The organism is Hymenobacter jeongseonensis, assembly GCF_015694725.1.
Lineage (GTDB): Bacteria > Bacteroidota > Bacteroidia > Cytophagales > Hymenobacteraceae > Hymenobacter > Hymenobacter jeongseonensis.
Window position 1 is genome coordinate 135,949 of record NZ_JADQDQ010000003.1, and the last position, 18,035, is coordinate 153,983.

Sequence of the window (18,035 nt, forward strand, 5' to 3'; positions counted from 1 at the left end):
ACTGCTACGGCGGTGTTTTTCTTTGCCCAGACATTCGTAAGTTAGGCCTTTCAATCAACCACCCGACTTTATTTTCCACTCATACCCCCTCCCATTCCCGTGGACGACCGTCACGACCAGGAAGAAATTTATTCCCAACGTATAAAAGCCGGTAAGCGCACGTACTTCTTCGACGTGAAAGCCACCCGCGGTCAGGATTACTACCTGACCATCACCGAGAGCAAGCGCCGCCAGAACAGCGACGACTCGGTTTCCTACGAAAAGCACAAAATCTTTCTCTACAAGGAAGATTTTCTCAAATTCGTAGATGCCCTGCAGGACGCCGTAGAATACGTTCGGGAGGAATTGCTGACGCCGGAGGAAGTGGCTGAACTCGACCGCCCGCGGGACTTCGACGACCGGGACCGGCCCCGCCAAGAGTTCGAGCGCCCGGCTTTCGACCCCAACAAGAGCGAGGAGAACTACTAATTTCTGGACCGATACCCGCCAACGGCGCGCGCGGATGCAAGTCCGTGCGCGCCGTTTTTGGTGTAGCCCGAAGCACCCGTTTGGGGTATTGGGGCACGAAATCGGACCGAGTGGCGCAAACGGCGTGCTACGCTTGCGCGTCTGTGTACCTTTGCGGCCGAATTGCCAGCAATTCGCTCACTCACTTTGTCACTCATTCACTCCCACTATGGGCCTCCGCTGCGGTATCGTCGGCTTGCCGAACGTCGGTAAATCCACTCTTTTCAACGCGCTTTCGAACGCCAAGGCCGAATCGGCCAACTACCCTTTTTGCACCATCGAGCCCAACGTGGGCGTGATTACGGTGCCCGATGAGCGGCTCCAGATTCTGGAAGGCCTGGTGAACCCCAAGCGCGTGCTGCCCACCATCATCGAGTTTGTCGACATTGCCGGTCTTGTGAAAGGCGCCAGCAAGGGCGAAGGCCTGGGCAATAAGTTTCTGGCCAACATTCGCGAGGTCGACGCCATTATCCACGTAGTGCGCTGCTTCGACGACCCCAACATCGTGCACGTAGCTGGCGGCGTGGACCCGGTTTTTGATAAGGACGTTATCGACACCGAGCTGCAAATCAAGGATTTGGAGAGCGTTGATAAGAAACTGGTGAAATCGGAGCGCAGCGCCAAGGGCGGCGATGCCGTGGCCAAGAAGGAAGTGGCCGTGCTCCAGCGCTTCAAAGACGCCTTGGAGGCTGGCCAGAACGCCCGCGCCATCCAGGCTACGCCGGATGAGCTGGAGGCCGTGGCCGATTTGCAGCTGCTCACCATCAAGCCCGTGATTTACGTGGCCAACGTGGACGAAGCCAGCATTGCCAGCAACGGCAACAACCACGTAACCGCCCTGCGCGAGCACGTGAAAGCTGAAGGTGCCCAAGTCGTACTCGTTTCGGCCGCCATCGAAGCGCAGATTGCCGAAATGGAAGACCCCGAGGAAAAAGCCATGTTCCTGGGCGAATACGGCCTCACCGAGTCGGGCCTGAACAAGCTAATCCGGGCCAGCTACGAACTGTTGAACCTGATTACCTACTTCACCGCCGGCGTGCAGGAAGTGCGCGCTTGGACCATTCACCGCGGCGACAAAGCGCCCGCCGCGGCCGGTGTTATTCACTCCGATTTCGAGAAAGGCTTCATCCGCGCCGAGGTTATCAAGCTGCCGGATTACCAGGAATACAAGACTGAAGTAAAAATCAAAGAAGCCGGCAAAATGTCGGTTGAAGGCAAAGACTACGTGGTGCAGGACGGTGACATCATGCACTTCCGCTTCAACGTGTAAGTGTTAATTCACCGGATTAGCCCAACAAAAAAGCCGCTCAATCGAGCGGCTTTTTTGTTGGGCTAATCCGGTCAACGGAGTTTTCGAACTCCTAAAAGGCTTCTAAAAGGGCAGCTTATTTGCCTACTGATTTATACAGCATGCCTTTGCTTAAACGGGTGGTGCGCTGCATGCCGTTGAGAATGGCCAATTCCTCGTGGCGGCTGGCAGCCACACCGTTGGCAGTCAGGGCCTGAGCAAGGGTTTGGTTGCCGGTGGCCGTTTTGATGCGGATGCGTTGCGACTGGCGGTTGAGCTTATTAGCATCGGTCAGGCGGGCAAAACCTTGGGCTACGCGGGAAAAAGTGCTGGAGTAAGTCGAGAAAGAAGCCGGCGCGGTGAGGCCCACGATGCCGTAGTAATTGCTGCCGTCCTGAATGACGTGGGCAAGTACGCGGGCACCGGCTTGGTCTTGTTGGGCTGCCTGGTCGCCTTGCATCACCACGGCCGGGAAACCGTTTACCGTGGTGCGCTGGGCATTGGCCGATTGCAGGCCAATGGCCTTGGCTAGGCCTTGGGCGGCCTCATCGAGCGAATTGCCGCCGGCCGGAATGAGAACCACCATGGCTTTGCCGTTGGGCTCGCCCATCTGAAATTGCGTGGGCGAGTTCAGCGTCTTCCAACCCGAGGGGACGGGCATACGGAACTTCAAATCAGGATGATAGAAGACGCCGCCTTCTACAAAGCCCTGGCGCGGGTCCTCGCCGTAGGGCAGGCCATCAATCATGCGCAGGTAAGAATCGCGGCCAATGGCAAGCTGCCGGCCACCCGCGTTTTGCTTGGCCTGGGCGGCCAGGCTTTTCACCGTGGTGTAGCGGTCGGCCGAGTTGGGGTGCGAGGAAAGGAAAGTGGGTATTCCAGTGGAGCCGCTGGCCTGCTCGTTGCGTTGCAGGGTTTGGAAGAAGTCAGCCATCTGGCTGGCATCGTAGCCAATTTTGGTGGAATATTTTACCCCCAATTGGTCCGACTCCCGCTCGTCGTCGCGGCCGTACTTGAGCATGCCCAGGCCCACGCCCTGCTGCACCAGTCCGCCCACCGACTGCATCACGCGCGGGGCCACAATGGAGCCCAGCAACAGGCCAATGCCCGCCACCGTGGAGCGCCGCTGCTGGCTCTGCCCGTGCTTGGCCGTGATGTGGCCCAGCTCGTGGCCGAGCACACCGGCAAACTGGGCCTCGCTGTTGAAGTGGGCCATGATGCCGCGCGTGAAGTACACGTGGCCATCGGGCGTGGCGAAGGCGTTGATAACAGGCGAATCGACGATGGTGAAACCGTAGTCGCCGGGGCGGTCCGAAACCTTGTTCATCTGCTGGCCTTTGGTGTCAATCAGGCGTTGCAAAGTCGGGTTGTTGTACAGGCCAAATTGAGCCAAGACTTGTGGGTCGGGCTTGGGGCCTTGGGTGGGGCTGGTGGGAATGGCGCTGACCAGCGTGAGTGGCAAGAGCAGCGCGGCACCGGTACGCAGGAAGGAGAAGTTCATTTTCGAAAAAAGCTAAATGTATCGCGTGAGCTGCGACGGCTGGGCTTGCAAACGCAACACTGCAATCAGGGTTGCGGAGCAAGCTTGCTTCCGCTTAAACCAACATAATGCCAGTTATTTTCCAACCACTTTGATGAGCGAGCCCGCGTTCACCTGCTCGTTGAGCTGCATGCCATTTAGAATGGCCAGTTCCTCGTGGCGTTTGGCCGGCACCCCGTGGGTGGTGAGGGCCTGGGCCAGGTTGCTGCGCAGCGTGAGTTTTTTGATGCGAATGCGCTCGGGCTGGCGGTTGAGCTTGTCGGCGTCGGTGAGGCGGCGAAAGGCCTGGGCCACGCCGGTGAACTGGCGGGCGTAGTTTGGGAACTCGGCCGGTGGGGCCACGCCCATCAGCGCATACAGCGTTTTGCCATCCTGAATAATGTGCCCTAATACGTGCACGCCCGCCACTTGCTGGCCGGTTTGCGGGTCTTGCTGCACTTGGTCGGCTTCAAAAACCAGCGCCGGAAAGCCGTTGATGGTGGTGCGCTGCGAGGCGCCGGGCTGCAGCTTGAGCTGCTGCACAAGGGCTTGGGCGGCTTCCTCCGGGGTGTTGCCGGGCGCGGTCATCAGTACCAACAGGGCTTTGCCGCCGGGGTCGGCCATTTGGAACTGCTGGGGCGTATTCTGGTGCTTCCAGCCGGTGGGCACGGGCAGTTGGAACTTCAGGTCGGGGTGATAAAACACGCTGTTTTCCACAAAGCCCTGCTTGGGGTCTTCGCCGTACACCATGCCGTCGATGAGGCGCAGGTACTGGTCGCGGTTGATGGCCAGTTTGGGGCTGCCGTTGGCGGCTTTCCACTTGTCGGCCAGCTGGTGCACCGTGTTGTAGCGGTCCTCGGGGTTGGGGTGGGTGGAGAGGAAGTCGGGAATGGCCTCGGTTTGGCCTTTCTGCTGCTCGCGGGCCAGGGTCTGGAAGAAATCGGCCATCTGGCTAGCATCGTAGCCGATTTTCGACGAATACTCCACGCCCAGCTCATCACTTTGCCGCTCGTCGTCGCGGCCAAACTTAAGGAACAGCAACTGCATGCCCTGCATGGCCTGCTCGCCAAACTGCGCCACTTGCGGCGAGGCAATCATGGCGCCCATCAGGCCCACCTGGCCCAGAATGGCCTTGGTTTGCTGCTGGGCCGAGTGCCGGGCCGTGACGTGGCCGATTTCGTGGCCGAGCACGCCGGCAAACTGCGCCTCGTTGTTGAAGTGGGCCATGATGCCGCGCGTGAAATACACGTAGCCGCCGGGTACCGCAAAGGCGTTAATCACCGGTGAATCGACCACTTTGAATTGGTATTTCAGGGTGGGCCGGTGCGAAACCGCCGCCATTTTTTGTCCTTTTTCGTCGATAAACTTTTGGATTTTCGCGTCGGGATATAAACCGAACTGGGCCGTGACGGCCGGGTCCGACTGCGCGCCCATGGCCACTTCCTGGCCTTCGGATACCAGGCTGATTTGCTTTTTGCCGGTGACGGGGTTGGTGGCACAGCCGCTCAGCAGCAGCACGGCCGCTGCCCCAACGCTCAGGTGGAGACGTGTATTCATGTGGGAGTGGGAAAGGGAGAACCGGTGCCGGGCAACTGAACGCGGGATATCCGCCAAGTGCCCGCAACCGGAATTCGCTAACAAACGCAACCGAACGACGCGGGTTGTTGCCGCGGCTTATTGGCGGTTGTTCATGGTCACGGTTTGGTAGCCGATGAGCAAGTCGGCGCGGGTGCCGGGCGGGCGGTAGTACACCAGCAGGTCGTACTGGTTTTCGGTTTCCTGGTGGGTGCCTTCGAAGTACACTTCGTTGGGCACGCTGCCGCGCGCGCCGCCCACCGCAAAGCTGTAGTTGTAGTACCCTTGCTTGAGCAGGGCGCGGCCGGTGTACAACTGCTTGGCTTCATCGTAAGTCAGCTTAAAGTCGTCTTTGAGTTGCCAGTCGGTGAGAGCACCGAAGACGTAGACCGGGCCGGGCGCGGGCTGCTCGGCTTTAAGCTGGAAGGTGACGTCGGCGTAGTCGGCATTGGTGTCGCCACGGCCGTACTCGCGGCTTTCGAACACGCGCTGGCCGTTGGCGTCCTGGTATTGGTTGTAGGCCTGCTTGGCGCGCGTGGCTTCGGGCTGCAAAATGGCGGTGACGGGCGTCGTTTGTGGGTCGACGCGCAGTACGCCAATGCCGGGCGCCTGCACCGAGCGGGTGTCAAAGTACCGGTACTCGCTCAGGCCCGGGAAGGCGTTTTCGAAGCCGAAGTACTGGTAGTCGAGCCGGCGCTCGTTGTCGCGCACGAAGGTGGGCCGCAGGTTGTACTTGGCGTTGTCCCAGCGAAAGTTCTGGCGCAGCACCACCTTCACTTCGGCGGCGGGATTCACCAGATTCACGCTGGGGTAGGCAATGCCGAAATCGAGCTGCTGCAAGGTGTAGCGCTCGGCGCCGCCCACTACAATGCCCGGTTTCAGGAGCACCTGCACCTGGTTTTCGTACACCACCAGGCGGCGCGATACCACGGGCACGCCGCCCGCGCTTTGCACCACCAGCAGGTAGTTGCCGCTCAGTTTCACGCCCGGCGCCCGCATTCGGTAGTGGAAATACGGCACGCGGGTGTTGATGCCCACGCGGTAATCGGTGATGAGAAACTCGTTTATCTCGTTGAGAAACTGCAGGTCCGTTAGCACCGACTGCTGCCAGTTGGCGTCGCAATGCAGGAGCTTGGCGGTGTAGCGCTGGCTCTGGTCGCCTAGCACGTCAAATTCCAGCGTGATGGCCTGGCTGCGCCCCAGGGGCACCACCGGCGGCTGAAACACTTCGTTGGGCTGGCCGGTGGCTACGTAGCACTGCACGCTGCGCACGTCGGGCGAGTAGGTGTAGTCCTGGTAGCGCAGGGTTTTGTCGGCGTAGTATTCGGGCGCCTTTTGGGCACTGGTGGTTGCCGGATTGGTGCTGGTGATGGGCGTGCCGAGCGGCACACAAGCGGTGGCAAGCAGCAGGGAAGCGTAGGGGAGAAGGCGCATGGCGCGAAAGTAAGGCCCAACGCTGCTTGCGACTAATGACGCCGCCTTCACTTTTTGGCGACTTGCAGGGGCGTGGCGGTATTAAAATAGTCGGAATTTACAGGCATGTGGTCCAGCGCAACCATACCAATTAGTAGCCTGGGTCTGTAAGCTGCAAACCTGCTACCTAAGCATCGTGCATACTGAAGCTATATTGCCGAAAGTGGGTGTCTGTTACATCTTTCGGCAATCAATCATGTAAGCTTCAATTTTATGGATGACTTAAACGAACAGATAAGACTTCATTCAGCAGGTGCAACAGTTAGACACACTTCGGATTTTGAAGACTTGCTTTCTTATAATAACGTTGACGAATTATCTCAGGAATTTATTGATACCTGGGCTGCGCCTTTTTATATGAAAATTGGTGAGACAGACGACAGTTGGGTGAGCCAATTAATTCAGGCCAATGACACCATAACCAAAGATGTTGTGGTGAAATTACTTGGCGACTTCGATTGGAGAACAAGGCAAACAGGAGCGTTTTTTGCCGCTATAAAAAACGCAACAGACTTGACTGATATAATCGGAATCCATTTATTGAAAAGTGAAGTTTGTTACGCAGGAAAAACATACGCTTACGCTTTTGTGTCGTTCAATACACACAAAAGCATCGACTACTTAGACCAATATCTGACATATTACTTATCAAAACCTGACCTCTGGTTTGACCAACTCTATGCAATGGAAGCACTGACTTATCTTGATAAAATTAATAACACGAATTTGACTTCCAAGCATTCTGATAATTGGATTAAATTTATTGCCAACAAACCATATTGGGATAAAAACATTACAACAAACAGACTTGAATCTCACTTGGCTATAATCGAAAAAGTAAGATTGAAATCATAGCGTTTTTCTTTGTCAAAACTACCGCTTACATGGGGTTAGTATTATAATTAGGTTGACATTTTATAAATTAAGATAAACGCCTATTATTAGAAAAAAACTTGCTCCGTAATAGCGTGAACGGAAGTAAGCCCTTCTCAAGCACAGAATAAGAGGTATTTTAAGTTGCTAAATAATTACAATAAAAAAGGTGGCCTTGAAAAAGGCCACCTTTTTTATCTGTTGAATGCGTTAATTACAATCAACAAAACTACTTTGGCATTACGCCAAATCGAAGCGGCCCAGGTTCATCACCTTGGTCCACACCGCTACAAAGTCCTGCACAAATTTCTCCTGCGCATCCGAGCAGCCGTAAACTTCGGCCAGGGCGCGCAACTCGGAATTCGAACCGAAAATCAGGTCGACGCGGGTGCCGGTCCACTTTACGGCGCCGGTTTTGCGGTCGCGGCCGTGGAAGGTGGTCTGCGCATCCGATGTGGACTTCCAAGTGGTGTTCATGTCGAGCAGGTTCACGAAGTAGTCGTTGGTGAGGGCGCCCGGGCGGGTGGTGAAAACGCCGTGCTGCGACTGGTCGAAGTTGAGGTTGATGGCCCGCAGGCCGCCAAACAGTACCGTGAGCTCCGGGGCAGTCAGCGTCAGGAGTTGGGCTTTGTCAACCAGCAGTTCCTCGGCTGCCGCCTTGTGGTGAGGCTTCAGGTAGTTGCGGAAGCCGTCGGCCGCGGGCTCTAGGGCTGCGAAGGACACGACATCGGTTTGTGCCTGCGAGGCATCGGCGCGGCCCGGGGTGAACGGAACCGTCACCGCATGGCCGGCGTTTTGCGCCGCCTGCTCAATGCCAACGCCGCCGGCCAACACAATCAGGTCGGCCATCGAAACCTGCTTGCCGCCGGTTTGGGCACCATTGAACTCCCGTTGAATTCCATCGAGCTTTTGCAGCACCTGCGCCAGTTGGGCGGGATTGTTTGCTTCCCAATGGCGCTGCGGGGCTAGGCGCAGGCGCCCGCCGTTGGTGCCGCCGCGCTTGTCGGAGCCGCGGTAAGTAGAGGCCGAAGCCCATGCCGTCGATACCAATTGGTACACTGACAGGCCGGAAGCCTGAATTTTGGTTTTCAGCGCCGCAACATCTTGGTCGTCAATCAAAGCATAGGCAACGGATGGAATGGGGTCTTGCCAGAGCAGCTCTTCGGTGGGCACTTCCGGACCCAGGTACCGCTCTTTGGGGCCCATGTCGCGGTGCGTCAGCTTGAACCAGGCCCGGGCAAACGCATCGGCAAACTCCGCGGGGTTCTCGTGGAAGCGGCGCGAAATCACCTCATACGCCGGGTCCGCCCGCAGGGCGATGTCGGTGGTGAGCATGAAGGGGGCGTGCTTCTTGGCCGGGTCGTGGGCATCGGGAATGGTGCCGGCGCCGCCGCCGTTCACGGGCCGCCACTGGTGCGCCCCAGCGGGACTCTTGGTCAGCTCCCATTCGAAGCCGAACAGGTTATTGAAGTAGTCGTTGCTCCACTTGGCGGGTGTGCTGGTCCAGGCGCCTTCCAAGCCGCTGGTGATGGTGTCGCCGCCGTGGCCCTGGCCAAAGCTGTTGCGCCAGCCCAGGCCCATTTCTTCCAGGGTAGCGCCCGCGGGCTCTTTGCCCACAAATTCGCCGGGGTCAGCGGCGCCGTGGGTTTTGCCGAAGGTGTGGCCGCCGGCAATCAGGGCCACGGTTTCTTCGTCGTTCATGGCCATGCGGCCAAAGGTTTCGCGGATGTCGCGGGCCGAGCGAATCGGGTCGGGTTCGCCGTTTGGTCCTTCCGGGTTCACGTAAATCAGGCCCATCTGCACGGCGGCGAGCGGGTTATCTAGCTCCCGCTCCTCGGTGTAGCGCTTGTCGCCGAGCCACTCGGTTTCGGGGCCCCAATAAATGTCCTGCTCGGGTTCCCACACATCGTCACGCCCGCCACCAAAACCGAAGGTTTGGAAGTTCATCGACTCCAAAGCGCAGTTGCCGGCCAGAACAATCAGGTCGGCCCACGATATTTTCTGGCCGTATTTCTGTTTGATGGGCCACAGCAGCAAGCGGGCCTTGTCGAGGTTGGCGTTGTCGGGCCAGCTGTTGAGGGGCGCGAAGCGCTGAGCGCCCGAGCCGCTGCCGCCGCGGCCATCGCCGATGCGGTAGGTGCCGGCGCTGTGCCAGGCCATCCGGACGAAGAACGGGCCGTAATGCCCGTAGTCGGCCGGCCACCAGTCCTGCGAGTCCGTCATCAGCGCGAACAGGTCCTGCTTTACGGCATTCAGGTCCAGCTTCTTGAACTCCTCGGCGTAGTTGAAATCCTTGCCCAAAGGGTTGGATAGGTCGGCATGCTGGCGCAGAATGCTTAGCTTGAGCAGATTGGGCCACCATTCGCGGTTGGTGCGGCCACCCCCGGCGCTTTGTTTCAGCGCGCCGCTGCTGAACGGGCATTGGGCGGCTGGCTCGTTGAGCTCGTAAAGAATTGAGTTTTCTGGTGGCGGGGTATTTTGGGTATTATGCATCTTCAAGGTGATTTTTATTTCGTCCCATTACAATGCAAAGTTCACCAAAAAGTTTGCGCTTTTGCTTGGAAAACTGTTCAATGATTCGCGCGACCGTTGGGCTAGGCGTGTCGAAGCCCCGCTAGCTCGGTGGGAGCACCGTGCCACGAAATTCAATGAGGCTCCCGCAAGTGCCTCCGAAGAAATAAAAAGACCTGCAAGGAAGCGACTGGCGCTGCCTTGCAGGTCTTTTTCGTTTGCTGATGCGGGTGTTAGCCAGCCTGCTTAATCTATCATATCCCCGAGGTCACTCACGCCTAAGGTGAACATGATAATAACTATGCCTAAGAGAAGCTTTACTGCGAGCGGAATCGAGAAACCGGCTTTCTCCTTGAGGACAGCATTCGCCGGCGGAAAATACACGAGGGAAAGGAGGATATAAACAACTCCTGGAACGGGGTGTACCAGAATTAAATTTGCGACTCCGGCAGCCAAAACCAGTAGTCCAAATAGCCAACCGAATAGGTTAGAAACAGGGGCGTTTTCACTCAGAACATTCGAATTATTATTCATGGCTTTTTCTTTAAGAAATTTCAGTGGATTTTTTGTTAAAACTCGGACTGCAAAACTGCGAAATTCTCTATTTATATGTCTCCAGGGACGTGTCAGGTCCTATTTATGGATTTCTAAAAAGATGCCATCATCAGGTCAATTTTATCGAACAATTCGCCCACGCCCACTGATGCCCACAGAATAAAAAAGCCTAAAAGCCATTTTGCAATCCTCGGAACGGCAAATCCGGTTTTCCCCTTGATGAAATTATCTACCGGAGGAAAAAACACGAAAGCCAGCAGCATAACAAAAACGCCAAAGCCGGGGTCGTTTCCCCAAAACGTATTTATCACGCCAATTGCCAGCGCCACCAAGCCAAACAGCCAGCCGATTATATCCAAAATAGCGGGTGAAGAATTTGTCGGAGCATTTGATGTGGGTGTCATGACGGGTTAAGGTTAAAAGTGAGAAAAACAATTAGGTGAAAAAGCGAAAAGCACGTTGTCCTACTGTTTTACCATACACTAGGTGAGCGAACCTGAGAATGGACAGAATTTGAGGGAAGTAATTGTTTTATGGGATTGGTTTCTTCTTAGGTGCCTTGTTGTATTTGGCCAAGCAGGTGTCAAGCGGCTGGCAATTATTATGGATACAGTCGCAGAAATCGTAGCACGCAGCTGGTTTTTCGCTCCCCTCGCACTGTTTTCGGCAGTCTCTTAAGTTATTGTTGGGCATGATTTCGCAGGCAGTTGCAAATGCCAGTGTTGCCATTAATAATATCGGTAATGGTTTCATTTTGCTTATTACTATTGCTGCAAATCGTGCTTATTTGATAAGGAAACCTTAGGAATACACGTCTGATTCTGCACTGAGTAGCGTTTGAAAGGATGGTTACCTGTTTATGGAAATCTCACTTTTTTCCCAGGGGAAAATGAACTTCAATTTGTGGTAGTCCCAGCACAGCAGATATAAATTAGCCAGCACCATTAAGGGCGCCGTAAGCCATGAGCCAACAAAGCGCACCGCAAACGTCAGGATGCAGATGTTGAAAATAATGGGGAAATAGAGCACAGCCCCAAGGGTGGCTGTGCGTGGAATCAGCAATAAGCACGCGGCGGTTACCTGCATCACGCCCACAAAAGTGTAGTAGAAGCCAGTGCGATGAAATGCTTCCAGATAGTGGCCCATTGGGTGGCAAATGGCTAAATTGGTAAACCGCTCCCCAACAATTTTGACATATCCCGAAGGCAAAAAACCCATTGCCAGCAGTATGCGGGTAAAGACAGCAAAATCCCGCAGCAACCGCTTTTGCCTTACCTGAAAATGCAGACGGTCAAGTGAGGACGATAAGCTCATGAGGTTGGGAGCCGGGACTTTTGTTTGATGCCAAAAGAACTTTGTAGTTCAAAGTAAGTGGAAATTTTCCAAACCACCTAATTCGTTCTCCTCAAATTTTGGGTGTGATGAATGCCTGGCAGCGTATGCCACTTGGCGGCTCGGCCGTTTGGCATGGCGCTGCCGGCTTCTGAGCGCCGGGGCAGCGATAACGCGAACCTGATTTCAGGAGGGCAGAAAGCAAAAGTGAACCTTCGCGTTCCGAAGCAAATCCCAAACCTGCTGGCGCAAAATTGAAATGCGACCGGCGCGGCTCCCATAGGAACCACACCGGTCGCATTTTGCCAGCGTAAAATGCTGCTGAAATTTACATTAGCTGCTCCCAGCGTTGGGTTTGAGCCGCCAATTCCTTTTTCACGGTTTCAAACTTCAGGGTTGCGTCTTTTAGCTGCGATGCGTTGGCGTAGATAGACGGGTCGGCGAGCTGGGCTTCGTAGATGGCCAGTTCTTTTTCGAGCGCGGTGATGCGCGCTTCCACGTCCGCAAGCTCCTTGGCCACTTTCTTGGCCTCGTTGCTATTGTTGTTATTATGGCTGGGCTTTGGTTCTTCCACTTTGGGCATCGGCTTGGGGGCCGAAGGGCTGGGCAGGCCGGCTTTCTTGGCGGCTTTTTCGCGGTCTTCCTGCCACTGCTCGTACTCGGGGTAGGTGCCGGGGTACTCTTTCAGTTGGAAATCTTCGATGTACCAGATTTTGGTAGCCACGTTTTCCACGAAGAAACGGTCGTGACTGATGACGATGAACGTACCAGCGTACTGTTCCAGGGCCTGAATCAGGATGTTTACCGATACCATGTCCAAGTGGTTGGTCGGTTCGTCAAGCAGCAGGAAGTTGGCTTCTGAAATCAGGGTTTTGGCCAAGGCCACGCGGCTTTTCTCGCCGCCGCTCAGCACCTTGATTTTCTTAAACACCTCCTCGCCCGTGAACAAAAACGAGCCCAGTACCGAGCGCAGCTCCATTTCGCTGCGCTTAGAGCCGGCTTCCAGCATTTCCTGGATGATTTCGTTGTCCATCGTCAGGCTTTCCAACTGGTGCTGGGCGTAGAACGACATGATGACGTTGTGGCCCAACTGGTGCTTGCCGGTGGTGGGCTCCTCGGTGCCGGCCACGAGGCGCATGAGCGTCGATTTGCCCTTGCCGTTGGCGCCGATTAGCGCGATTTTGTCGCCCCGCTCGATGTGCACGTGGGTATCGCGGAAAATCAGCTTCTGGTCGTACTTCTTCATCACGTGCTCCATGCGCAGGATGTGCCGGCCGGGCTCCACCTTGAACTGGAACTTCATGTTAATCTTGGCCGCGTCGCTGGCAACGTCCTCAATGCGCTCCAATTTGTCGAGCGCCTTCACGCGGCTCTGGGCCTGCTTGGCCTTGCTGGCTTTGGCCTTGAAGCGCTCGATGAAGCGCTCGGCGGCCCGAATTTGCGACTGCTGGTTTTCAAAAGCGCCCTTTTGAATGAGGTTGCGCTCCTCTTTTTCTTCGAGGTAGTAGGAGTAGTTGCCGGCGTAGGGCACCAGCTTGCCGCCGATGACTTCGACGGTGGTGTTGGTGGTGCGGTCCAGGAATTCCCGGTCGTGGCTCACGATGATAACCGCGCCCTCGTAGTCGGCTAGGTAATTCTCAATCCACTTGATAGACGGCAAGTCCAAGTGGTTGGTCGGTTCATCGAGGAGCAGGAGCGAAGGCTTCTGGAGCAAGATTTTGGCCAGCATCACGCGCATGCGCCACCCCCCCGAGAAGGTCTTCAGCGGCTTGCTAAGCTCCTCGGTGGTGAAACCCAGGCCTTCGAGAATTTCCTCGGCCTGCGACTGCATGGTGTAGCCGCCCAGCGCCTCGAACCGTTCCTGCATGTTGGCCAGCTTATCGACCAAATCATCGGAATAATCGGTTTCGAACTGCACCAGAATGTCGTCAATCTTCTTCTGCAAATCCAGTGCTTCTTCGAACGCCTGCATGGCCACGTGCAGAATGCTCTCGTGCGTGTCGTAGCTCAGTAGGTCCTGGTTCAGGAAGCCCAAGGTGACGTCCTTGGCCATCGAAATTGAACCGCCATCGGCTTTGTACTCGCCCACCAGCAGGCGCAGCAACGTGGATTTGCCGGTGCCGTTGAGGCCAATAAGGCCGATTTTGTCTTTGGGCTTGATGTGCAGACTCGCGTTGTCGTAGAGCGTGCGGGAGCCAAAGTGGAAGTCGAGGTCGGAAATGGAAATCATCGGGTCAGGGGTATTGGGGGGCAAAGGTACGGCGTCCGCCTGAGCCCAACGGTCCAACGGGCAGGCAGATTCAAATCTTGACCCAAATGGCCCGTGTTTTCTCGCAACGTGGTTGATGCCCGAATCCGTTCTTTGGCAACGCCGGGGGGGGGGTAGGCCAAGCCCCGGGCCTTATTTGGGCAGGGGCGCTTCGTCTTTGCTCTCGCTGAGCTTTTGCGCTATTTTTTGGGGCACGCCCACGTTGTGGAACAAGCCACTGACTATGCCCTGGCGCCAGAGCGTGAACACGGAAAAACGCGGCTCGCGCGTCGAAGTCATTTCCCCGGTCACCAGCTCGCCGCGCTTGCGCGGGTTCTGGTCGCGAATAACCACCACGTTGACAACCTTGGACTTTACCCGGCTAAACAAAGATTTTTTGACTTCCTCGGCTTCGTCCTGGTAGCTGAGCAAGGTCATTTGCAGGTTGGCGTATTCCGTCCAGGTGGTGCCCGTCACGCCTTGGCGGTCGGCCCGCAAATCAAACCGCATGCGCCGCACATCGCCGCTTTTGAATTTGACCAACCGGGTGGGCACGGTCATGGAATTGAGCATCGCAAACGGGCCCGGCCCAAAAGCGCCCCACACCCGGTGCCGGCCCTTGGGGTCCAGTAAATACATGGAAACCTGGGCATCGAGCCGGCACAAGTTCTGTAGGTAGGTGGTGGCGTGGCCGGTGAGGGGCGTGGCGACTGTCTGGCGCTGGCGGTCGTTGCTCAGGTTGTAAAAGCTGCCGTTGAAGCGGTTGATGCTCATAGTGCCCGTGATGGGCGTGAGGGGGCTGCGGTAGGTAGAATACAGGTTGCCGCCCTGAATGTCGAGGCGGCGCACGTCCACAATCATCGGCAGCTTCCGCATTTCTTCGGGCGAAACCTTGGACCAATTGGGGTTGATGGGGCCGCGGCCGTCGGAGGCGATGCGCACCAGTGGCCGCAGGGCCGTGACTTTGGCTACCCGAAAATTGGTGTGGCGCACCAGCTCGGCAAAATCCAGGCCCTCAAAAGCCAACGCGGCCACCCGGATGGTGATGGCGGGCGCCTGGTAGCCTTTGCGCAGGTTCATGTTCACCGCCGAATACTTCGGCGTGAGGGCCATGTTGTCGAAGCGGAAGGTTTTGGCGTCGGTGTCGAGGTACATTTGCTGGCTGCTGGCCCGGTAATAAGGCGGGTCGAAAGGCGCCGTGACGCGGCCGGAACGGCCCTGCCAGCTGCGGGCGTAGGCAATGCGCGCAGGCGCGAGCGCGCTCAGTGAGTCGATGCGGATGGAATTGCCGGTCAGGTTCAGGCCGAATACTTCAGGCGAGTGGCGCAGCCCGCCAATTCGCAAGTCGGCGCCCCGCACCCGCAACTGGCCCAAGTCGGAACGGCGGAGCATCGGGGCCAGCATTTTCCAGACCGGTGGCGGGGCCTGTTTGGGCGGTGTGAAAGTGAGCTTAGGCTCATTCACCAGCAAAGCAGCCGCTTGAAAACGCCCCTGATGCTGCAAAGCCATCGCATCGAGCCCGGTGAGCGCCAGGCTGGGCAACACTAAGTCAAGGCGTACGCCGCCGGGCTGACCTTGGCCGGCCGCCGGTGGCCGCACCCGCAGCGAACGCAGGCTGAAGGTGCCCGCCGCGGTGGAGAAGCGCAGGCTTTCCAGCGTGACCGGGTGGGCCGCCACCGTGGCTTGGCTTTTGCCCAACGCCACGTTCCAGGACTTCGCGAACAGCACACGCCGGACATCGGACGCCGCAACCGAGTCGTAGCGCAACGAAGCGGCGGTGAGCTCAATACCCCGAATAATGGGTGCTTCGGCAATTCCGGTCACGCGCAGTTGGCCGTTGCGCACCGCAAAATGGCCCAGGTCTAGCTGACGCAGCCAGCGCGCCGCCGTTGGTGCCTGCTTTGCTGCCGGAGCGGCCGGCGGCGTTACGGCAAGCTGCGGACTATCAAATAGCACAGAATCGGCCCGAAAGCGCCGATGGTGCTGCAAGGGAGCAGTCTCAAAACCGGTCAAGCGAAGGCGGGGGAGGGCCAGACTGACGCTGGGGTTTTGGGCTTGCCGCGAACCGCTGGGCGCAATGCGGAGGGAATCGATAGTGAGTGACTTGTTGGCCGTAGATAACTGCAAGCCACGTAGGGCTAAGCTGTGGCCGGCCACCAAGGCTTGGGTTTGCCGCAACTGTAGCTCCCAGGCGGCGGCGTAGCCCACGCGCTGCGAATCGGCGGCGCTGGTGGCGCTGATTTCCAGGTCGCGGGCGCTCAGGTTGGCCTGTCGAAATTGGGCGGTTGGCTGGCCGTTGGGCCGGTAGTTGGCCTGGGTATGCAGTAGGCCGAAATAGCCGACTGCTACGCCAGCTACCCGGAGCGGCAACCGCTCGTGCAGCGGTTTATTGGCGTTTTTGGTTGGTTTGCGGGCCAGGGCTAAAACTTCAATCCGCAAGGAATCCAGCACCAGGCTGTCGATGGGCACCACGCCTTTGCGTAGCAGAGCCAACAGCCCCACGCCCGTAATATGGAGGCGGGCCGCATCGAGCCGCACGCGGGGAAGGGTATCGGCTACCTGGGCGGCGGGGCGCAACCGCAGGTGGCGCAGGCGAACGGCGCGCTGCCAGAGGTTGGTACGCAGCTCGCCCACTTGCAGGCGGTACTGGCCGTTGGTTTGGGCTGCCACTTGTTGCTCCAGCTTTTGCTTCAGCCACGGGTCTAGAAAATGCTGGGCCACGAGCACCAGGCCAACTACGAGCCCAACAATGGCCAGCAGCCACCATGCCCAACGGCGGGGCCGAGGGGTGGGCGTCGCCGCCGGGGAGACGGGAACAGCGGAAGAATCGGCAGCGGCAAGCGTTTCGGGCACGAGGACAGGAGCAAGGCTAGCGTAACGAGAACGGGCCCGGGTAGGGTTGTGGATAAATGCGTTAAGTCGATGGAGCAGGATAATTTCCCGACGGAGGAAGGTGATTTAAATACCTAAAAGAGTCAAAATGTTTGCCTGCTACGCTTTGCCTATCGTTTGCCGCCGTTACTTTGGGCATGCTTCCTGCCGCAACCGCCGATGACCTTGGGGCCGCCCTGCTGGCCTCTTTTCGCCACAATTTCCAGGCGTATAAGACCCTGGCAGAACGCGCCCTGGCGCAGCTTTCCGATGAGGAATGGCTACGGCAGCCGGCGCCAGGCAGCAACAGTGCGGCCGTTATTGTGCAGCATTTGGTAGGCAACCTACGCTCCCGTTTTACGGATTTTCTCACTTCCGACGGCGAAAAACCCACCCGCCACCGAGAGCAGGAATTTGAAGAGCCTACGCTTGCCGCCGTGCCCGTGCTCCGGCAGGAGTGGGAATCGGCGTGGGCCATACTATTCAAGGTGCTCGACGACCTCCGGCCGGCCGACTTGTTGCGCACCGTCACTATTCGGGGCGAGGCCCATACGGTACTAGCTGCGGTGCAACGCCAAGTGGCGCACTATTGCTCGCACATTGGGCAGTTGGTGCAGCTGGCCAAGATTATTCGGGGGCCGGAGTTTCAATCCCTGAGCATTCCCAGAGGGCAGAGCGAACAATTCAACCACCAAATGCACCTCCGCGCCAACCCGGGGACCAATTCTCCAGTTTAGTCTGCTATGTTCGCCATTACCTCGCTGCTCAACCCCCGCAATGCCATGCGCATCAACCGCATTGTGAAGGGCCTGGAAACCCAATTCGGCCTCGACGACGTGCAGGATACCCCCGACCCGCACCTGACTTACCTGCTCACGGGCACCCGCCGGCTCAACGATTTGAAAGCCGTGTTGCGGGATGTGGCCGCCACCACCCCGCCGTTTTCGGCTTACACCACGGGCCTGGGCGTTTTTCCCGGCGATAACCCGGTTATCTACATCCCGGTGCTGCGCTCCAACGACCTGAACCTGCTGCACCAGCGCGTGCTCGACGTGACCGCGCCGATGTGCCGCGCCGGCTCCTATTACAGCCCCGACCGCTGGCTGCCGCACCTTTCCCTGGCCCTACACGACACCACGCCCGACCTGCTGGGCCCCGTGCTCCGCCACCTCAACCAGGAAACCTACAACCTGCGGCTGAACGTGAACAACCTGGCCCTGCTGCGCAAGAAAGGCGACCTCTTCGTGCGCGAAGAGGTGTTTGAGCTCACGGGCAAGCCTTAG

The 18,035-nt window shown here is 57.5% G+C and carries 13 protein-coding genes; 5 read left to right on the top strand and 8 right to left on the bottom strand.

From position 1 onward, the window contains the following. Nucleotides 1-99 precede the first annotated feature (99 nt). Together I2I05_RS07530 and ychF are read left to right on the top strand one after the other, a co-directional pair. Nucleotides 100-468, top strand: a complete 369-nt coding sequence (locus I2I05_RS07530; RefSeq protein ID WP_196281627.1) for a DUF3276 family protein — start codon at nucleotides 100-102, stop codon at nucleotides 466-468. Nucleotides 469-676: 208 nt separating this feature from the next. Continuing rightward, nucleotides 677-1,777, top strand: coding sequence for a redox-regulated ATPase YchF (gene ychF / locus I2I05_RS07535; RefSeq protein ID WP_196281628.1), 1,101 nt, complete (start codon nucleotides 677-679; stop codon nucleotides 1,775-1,777). Between the two features lie 115 nt (nucleotides 1,778-1,892). Here ychF and I2I05_RS07540 read toward each other — a convergent pair whose 3' ends face one another. From I2I05_RS07540 to I2I05_RS07550, 3 genes are all read right to left on the bottom strand, one after another. Then, nucleotides 1,893-3,296: a M48 family metalloprotease gene (locus I2I05_RS07540; RefSeq protein ID WP_196281629.1), complete on the bottom strand. Its 1,404-nt coding sequence runs from the start codon at nucleotides 3,294-3,296 to the stop codon at nucleotides 1,893-1,895. A gap of 114 nt (nucleotides 3,297-3,410) precedes the next feature. Continuing rightward, nucleotides 3,411-4,871, bottom strand: a complete 1,461-nt coding sequence (locus I2I05_RS07545; RefSeq protein WP_196281630.1) for a M48 family metalloprotease — start codon at nucleotides 4,869-4,871, stop codon at nucleotides 3,411-3,413. Nucleotides 4,872-4,988: 117 nt separating this feature from the next. After that, nucleotides 4,989-6,323: a type IX secretion system plug protein gene (locus tag I2I05_RS07550; RefSeq protein ID WP_196281631.1), complete on the bottom strand. Its 1,335-nt coding sequence runs from the start codon at nucleotides 6,321-6,323 to the stop codon at nucleotides 4,989-4,991. A 252-nt stretch (nucleotides 6,324-6,575) separates the two neighbouring features. Between I2I05_RS07550 and I2I05_RS07555 the strand changes: the two genes are divergently transcribed. Continuing rightward, a complete protein-coding gene (locus tag I2I05_RS07555; RefSeq protein ID WP_196281632.1) occupies nucleotides 6,576-7,217 on the top strand; it encodes a DUF6000 family protein in 642 nt (213 codons plus the stop codon). 258 nt (nucleotides 7,218-7,475) lie between these two features. Here the strand turns inward: I2I05_RS07555 and katG are convergent, their stop codons facing one another. The 5 genes from katG to I2I05_RS07580 all read right to left on the bottom strand — a co-directional run bounded on the left by katG (nucleotide 7,476) and on the right by I2I05_RS07580 (nucleotide 16,734). Beyond that, entirely contained in the window at nucleotides 7,476-9,728 is a 2,253-nt protein-coding gene (gene katG / locus I2I05_RS07560; RefSeq protein WP_196281633.1) for a catalase/peroxidase HPI, read from the bottom strand. 665 nt (nucleotides 9,729-10,393) lie between these two features. After that, the gene (locus tag I2I05_RS07565; protein ID WP_196281634.1) at nucleotides 10,394-10,705 is read right to left on the bottom strand and encodes a hypothetical protein; all 312 of its coding nucleotides are present in this window, start codon (nucleotides 10,703-10,705) and stop codon (nucleotides 10,394-10,396) included. A gap of 445 nt (nucleotides 10,706-11,150) precedes the next feature. Beyond that, entirely contained in the window at nucleotides 11,151-11,615 is a 465-nt protein-coding gene (locus I2I05_RS21845; protein WP_230688215.1) for a hypothetical protein, read from the bottom strand. Between the two features lie 346 nt (nucleotides 11,616-11,961). After that, nucleotides 11,962-13,863: a ribosomal protection-like ABC-F family protein gene (abc-f, locus tag I2I05_RS07575; protein ID WP_196281635.1), complete on the bottom strand. Its 1,902-nt coding sequence runs from the start codon at nucleotides 13,861-13,863 to the stop codon at nucleotides 11,962-11,964. A 171-nt stretch (nucleotides 13,864-14,034) separates the two neighbouring features. Then, entirely contained in the window at nucleotides 14,035-16,734 is a 2,700-nt protein-coding gene (locus I2I05_RS07580; protein WP_196281636.1) for an AsmA family protein, read from the bottom strand. A gap of 176 nt (nucleotides 16,735-16,910) precedes the next feature. On the opposite strand from I2I05_RS07580, the gene I2I05_RS07585 reads away from it, so the two are divergent. Both I2I05_RS07585 and I2I05_RS07590 read left to right on the top strand, forming a co-directional pair. Next, nucleotides 16,911-17,489 (top strand): DUF1572 family protein, encoded by a 579-nt coding sequence (locus tag I2I05_RS07585; protein ID WP_196281637.1) that lies wholly within the window; start codon nucleotides 16,911-16,913, stop codon nucleotides 17,487-17,489. A 6-nt stretch (nucleotides 17,490-17,495) separates the two neighbouring features. Continuing rightward, complete coding sequence (locus I2I05_RS07590; protein ID WP_196281638.1) at nucleotides 17,496-18,035, top strand: 2'-5' RNA ligase family protein; 540 nt, start codon at nucleotides 17,496-17,498, stop codon at nucleotides 18,033-18,035.

What these genes read in the sequence shown, in the direction of transcription:
- ychF (WP_196281628.1), top strand. Translation starts at nt 677, where the DNA reads ATGGGCCTCCGCTGCGGTATCGTCGGCTTGCCGAACGTCGGTAAATCC.
- I2I05_RS07540 (WP_196281629.1), bottom strand. Translation starts at nt 3,296, where the DNA reads ATGAACTTCTCCTTCCTGCGTACCGGTGCCGCGCTGCTCTTGCCACTC.
- I2I05_RS07545 (WP_196281630.1), bottom strand. Translation starts at nt 4,871, where the DNA reads ATGAATACACGTCTCCACCTGAGCGTTGGGGCAGCGGCCGTGCTGCTG.
- I2I05_RS07550 (WP_196281631.1), bottom strand. Translation starts at nt 6,323, where the DNA reads ATGCGCCTTCTCCCCTACGCTTCCCTGCTGCTTGCCACCGCTTGTGTG.
- I2I05_RS07555 (WP_196281632.1), top strand. Translation starts at nt 6,576, where the DNA reads ATGGATGACTTAAACGAACAGATAAGACTTCATTCAGCAGGTGCAACA.
- katG (WP_196281633.1), bottom strand. Translation starts at nt 9,728, where the DNA reads ATGCATAATACCCAAAATACCCCGCCACCAGAAAACTCAATTCTTTAC.
- I2I05_RS07565 (WP_196281634.1), bottom strand. Translation starts at nt 10,705, where the DNA reads ATGACACCCACATCAAATGCTCCGACAAATTCTTCACCCGCTATTTTG.
- I2I05_RS21845 (WP_230688215.1), bottom strand. Translation starts at nt 11,615, where the DNA reads ATGAGCTTATCGTCCTCACTTGACCGTCTGCATTTTCAGGTAAGGCAA.
- abc-f (WP_196281635.1), bottom strand. Translation starts at nt 13,863, where the DNA reads ATGATTTCCATTTCCGACCTCGACTTCCACTTTGGCTCCCGCACGCTC.
- I2I05_RS07585 (WP_196281637.1), top strand. Translation starts at nt 16,911, where the DNA reads ATGCTTCCTGCCGCAACCGCCGATGACCTTGGGGCCGCCCTGCTGGCC.
- I2I05_RS07590 (WP_196281638.1), top strand. Translation starts at nt 17,496, where the DNA reads ATGTTCGCCATTACCTCGCTGCTCAACCCCCGCAATGCCATGCGCATC.